At 68.9% G+C, this 3,216-nt stretch carries 4 protein-coding genes and 1 pseudogene; 2 read left to right on the top strand and 3 right to left on the bottom strand.

Annotated features, from left to right (window positions below):
- A pseudogene (locus ACWD1Z_RS36855) lies at positions 1 to 525 on the top strand (hypothetical protein); the annotation flags it as partial.
- A gap of 460 nt (positions 526 to 985) precedes the next feature.
- Here ACWD1Z_RS36855 and ACWD1Z_RS36860 read toward each other — a convergent pair.
- The 3 genes from ACWD1Z_RS36860 to ACWD1Z_RS36870 all read right to left on the bottom strand — a co-directional run bounded on the left by ACWD1Z_RS36860 (position 986) and on the right by ACWD1Z_RS36870 (position 2,332).
- A complete protein-coding gene (locus ACWD1Z_RS36860) occupies positions 986 to 1,276 on the bottom strand; it encodes a cupin domain-containing protein (protein ID WP_451125204.1) in 291 nt (96 codons plus the stop codon).
- Positions 1,277 to 1,331: 55 nt separating this feature from the next.
- Positions 1,332 to 1,481, bottom strand: a complete 150-nt coding sequence (locus tag ACWD1Z_RS36865; RefSeq protein WP_451125206.1) for a hypothetical protein — start codon at positions 1,479 to 1,481, stop codon at positions 1,332 to 1,334.
- A gap of 86 nt (positions 1,482 to 1,567) precedes the next feature.
- On the bottom strand, positions 1,568 to 2,332 hold the full coding sequence (locus tag ACWD1Z_RS36870; protein ID WP_451125208.1) for a hypothetical protein: 765 nt from the start codon (positions 2,330 to 2,332) through the stop codon (positions 1,568 to 1,570).
- Between the two features lie 702 nt (positions 2,333 to 3,034).
- On the opposite strand from ACWD1Z_RS36870, the gene ACWD1Z_RS36875 reads away from it, so the two are divergent.
- Positions 3,035 to 3,216 (top strand): GlsB/YeaQ/YmgE family stress response membrane protein (locus tag ACWD1Z_RS36875; RefSeq protein WP_451125209.1); only part of this gene is annotated, 182 nt, incomplete at its 3' end.

Below are 3,216 nucleotides of genomic sequence, written 5' to 3' on the forward strand. Positions count from 1 at the left end.
GCTGAGACCCGCGCCGAACTCGCCAGGGCCATCGAACGCCGCGAGGCCATCGCCCTCGTCCGTCCCCGGCGTCCCACCTGGACCGGCGACCGCCTCCACGCGGCCGACCAGCGGGTGTACGACGCCTACGGCCTGGACCTCGGCGCCGCCTGGCCCCGGCTCTGGCTGACGGTGCCCGATGCGGTCCGGGCCGAACTCCTCTCCGCTCGCGAGGCCTACGGCGCCGCTTTCGGGCTCGCCGGATGGGCCCCGCTGTACCTGCTGCTGGGCGCCTGGTGGTGGCCGGCGCTGTCCGCCGCCGCGGTCGTCGCTGCCACGGCATGGATACGGGTCCGCTCGGCGACGACGGTGTTCGCCGAGCTCGTCGAGGCCACCGTCGACCTGCACGCCATCACCCTGGCCCAGGAACTCGGCCTGACCGGCGAACGGCCCGCCCTCACCAGGGAAGTCGGCGACGCCATCACCACCACCCTGCGCAAGGATCCGCCGCCCGACCCACACCGTGATCCGCCGGGCGCCGTCTGACCGCGACGCCCTGCCTCCCGGCAGGTCAGCACACCGGCACCGCCGACTACTGATACTCCAGGAACTCCTCGGCCCCGCCCCGGCCCGGACTGCTTATGCCGCCGGGCTGGACAGAAGACCGCTACTGAGGCCAACCGGGCTGACCTCCAGGCGTTCACCGACGCCCAGGGTGCGGTCGAGGGCGGCAGATCGCCCCGCTGTGCGGTATCCCGCCGGCGACCGTGTGCCGGGCGATCCAGCGGCTCGTCCCCTTGCTCGCGCTCGAGCCGGCCCGGCCTCCCAGGAAGTGGTCGAGCGGCGAGGAATCGTGGACGGCACCCTCCTCTCCGTCAGCGACCGCGAGGTGGGCGCGTCCTCACGCACTACCGCCGATCACTGCGAGGGAGGACGGTCCTCGGCGACGGCGCCTACATCAACACTGGTCTGATCGTCCTGCACCGCAACATGCGATGAAGGGCGCCTATGTCCGCTTCATCTCGATCTCGACGAAAGCCAACGGCGAGGAGCCGGCGTTGATGACCTCGTGTTCGCCGCCCGCCGGGCGGACGTAGGACTCTCCAGTCCGCAGCTGCGAGGAGGTGACCGAGCCGTCGGGGGTGATCACGTCGGTTTGGCCGTCGGTGACGGGGACGACAACGTAGTCGTGCTCGTGCACGTGCCGGCCGGTGCTCTGGCCGGGCTCGAAATCCCAACGGGTGACCCGCACTCGCTCGTCCTCATGCTGCACGCTGGCGCGGGCCGTACTCGTCATCACCGGTCTCCTTGCTGTCTTTGCCGGGTGGTCGGCGGACATTGCTGGTAGCAGGCTAGCTTTCGGGTCCCCGCTGTGTCGGGACGGGGAGGTTGCCACCCGTGGTCGCGGTGCGCTGGGTGAGCAGATCGGTGACCAGGGCGAGCGGGGGCCAGGGGAGGCGGCCGTGGTGGGCGACGGCGTGGGCCCGCAGGATCACGCGCAAGCAAGGAGACGGCCGCGCAGCTGCCCGTAGAAGCCCCTGCAGCCGCATGACCGGCCAGCTCTCCCACCGCCTCCAACACGGCGCAACTATGACGAAGCGTTCCCCGCGCCAGCGCCGGAAGGCCGGGCCGCCCGACCGGAGCAGCTGCCCATCGGCGTGAGGCAGTCCTCCAGGGCCGCGCGCTGACTGTCAGGGAGGTGATCGCCCAGCGGCGTTTTACGGGGACTGTGCTCGCCCGCGCAGACCCAGGCACGCTCGTCCTCGTCGTAGGACCAGGAGGCAACCCCCCACATCGGGTGTCCTTGGAGGAGACGGCGAGCCAAGGGCTCGCAGTCGTTCGGGGCACCGTGAGCGATGAGTGCGTCCTTCACCCGGGTGACTGCTTCGGCCGGGATGTTCGCATCGCCCAGCACCGGCAGCAGCAGAAGCAGCCGGACGTGCGGGTCAATGACTCCCTCCCCGTCCCCCGGGGCGTCAAGGACAGCAGCGAGCTCGGCCCAACACAGGCCGGGACCGATGCGGTCCTCGTCAGTGCTCGCGAGGACCAGGTCACTCCTCCGCCAGTCGGGGTGGGCGAGGAAGTAGTCGGTGGAGGTGTACTCCTCACCACTGTTGTAGTGCACCAGGACGCTGTGCCCGCCCGCCAGCGGAATCCGGAACACCGGCCAGGCGGCCCTGTCACGCAAGCGCTCCAGCATGGCCTCGACGTCCGCCGGGTCAACGCCGAAAGACTCCACCAGCGCATCGTCGTACAGGTCGATCAGGTGGGCGGCGAAGAACTCCGGCTCCGTCAGCAACGGCACACCATCAACCACCGGAGAAGAAGCATACAAACGACGCGCCATGACCATGCCGTGATTCTCCCGCCCGATGATCGCGACTGTTCCATCGCCCCCCGTTCAAGACTGTCCTCCTACGCGGTGAGGCGGACGTCGAGCCGCCTACGGGACAGGGCGCGCCGAGTTGGATTGTTCCGGACCGGCTGTGGGAGACCGCGAAACCGCTGGTCCCACCGTCGAGCGTGCGACCGCACGGCGACGGAACGCAGGACACGCGTGATGGGTCGCTCTTCGGGTCCTCTTCTACTGCCTGGTCAGTGGATGCGCTCGGCACCGGTCGCCACCCTGCTCCGAGATATCAAGGTCGGGCCGCCCCCGCACAGGGCCGCACTGCATCCTCTCGTCGACACCGGCCTCATCGATGTCACCCGCGTTGTCCACACGACTGGTGGGTGGGCGGACTGCTGAGGCCCTGATGCTCGGCCCGGTGCTTGGCCAGCTGCGTTTGCTCTTCTGCAGGGCAGTTCCCAGCTCGGACAGTTCCCGTAGAAGAGCCACACCCATTGATCATCAGCGGGTAGCCGTGACGTGGCAGTGGCCGCACGGGTTCTTCGAGTACGGCCAAGAAGTGGGCCCGTGCGGCCTTGCCCCATCCTTCCCTTCTGCGGCGCCTGGCGTGCACGTCTCGGTTTCTGCTTCCACGCACGCACGTGGGCAGAAGGGAAGCCGACAGAACCGGACTTCCACGCTCTCTGAGCGCAGCCCTCCCCTCTGATGCCTGCTCGTCTCGGATCAGGAGCTGGCACAACCGGATGCGGAGAGGACGTTTGTTCGGGCGCGATCGGTGCAGACGAGGAGCTGACACATTCTTTATACGACGAAGCGGAGGACACCATGGGCATCATCGCGTGGATCCTGATCGGCCTGCTCGCCGGCGCCATCGCCAAGGCTCTGAT

The organism is Streptomyces sp. NPDC002784 (assembly GCF_053592135.1).